Genomic DNA, 887 nt, shown 5'->3' with positions numbered 1-887 from the left:
CCATTGCCCAGAGCTTCATGCGCCCTCCACGGCTCACGGATCCGACGAGACCACCCGCTCCGGCTCCAGCACCTCCCACGTCTGGCCGCCTCACACCATCCATGCGCCGTTTAAACCGAGCCCAGGAGGACCGTGGGACGAAGTTCCATGGGCCCAGGTTCTACACCTCGACGAACTGTCCTCCCACGATGCCGGTCTGTTCCAGGGCGGCCTTCAGTTCTCCATCGACGATGAGCGCGGTCCGAAGTCCCCACACGCGGAACACACGCTCGTCAGCCACTCTTGCTTTGTCGATACGCAGTCCAGCGATGTAGCGGTACTGCCCTACCTTCGCAGGCTGACCGTCCTCAGGCCTCCAGAGCTGGACCTCTTCACTCGCCACTTCATCAACGCAGCGGACCATGCGTGCCGCGACGAGGAGGAAATAAGGCTCGGCCTGTCCCTCGACCTGCACCGGGAAGAGCTGCACGTCGTTGGGGGCCAGCGCGCGAAACACCTCGGCCGTCCTGGCGCTGAGGATGGGTGTGAACCCCACCCCGGCGGAGGTGAAGTCCAGGGGCTTCCCAGGACGGGAGAGCGGAATCAGCAGCGGTCCTGGGTCTGCAATAGGCCCCCCGAGCGTGAACACCCAGGGGTCATCCAATGGCTGACCGTCGAGTTGGGTCGGGGTCTTGAAGTACCACCGCCCCGGCACATACACGTCAATGTCCAGTTCGAAGAACTGTCGTTGCATCACGTCAGGCATTGGGATCCCTGGTGATGAGCTTTCGCATGCGGGTGCCCGCGGTCGTCAGGTCTTTCGCGATGGCCGTCAGGACGTCCACCAACGCAGTCCGGCACTGCGCGACTCCTCTGCATTTCGCCATCGACAGTGTGAGTCGGCCGAA

Annotated in this window: 1 protein-coding gene; it reads right to left on the bottom strand. The window is 63.5% G+C overall.

Annotated features, from left to right (window positions below):
• Nucleotides 1-160: 160 nt before the first annotated feature.
• Nucleotides 161-745, bottom strand: coding sequence for an imm11 family protein (locus K8556_RS38900; protein WP_223745187.1), 585 nt, complete (start codon nucleotides 743-745; stop codon nucleotides 161-163).
• Nucleotides 746-887: the final 142 nt, after the last annotated feature.

This window comes from Corallococcus sp. AS-1-12 (assembly GCF_020036995.1).
Lineage (GTDB): Bacteria > Myxococcota > Myxococcia > Myxococcales > Myxococcaceae > Corallococcus.
Note: the sequence above shows the minus strand (reverse complement) of the source record. Positions and strands in the feature narration are given on the sequence as shown.

What these genes read in the sequence shown, in the direction of transcription:
- K8556_RS38900 (WP_223745187.1), bottom strand. Translation starts at nt 745, where the DNA reads ATGCCTGACGTGATGCAACGACAGTTCTTCGAACTGGACATTGACGTG.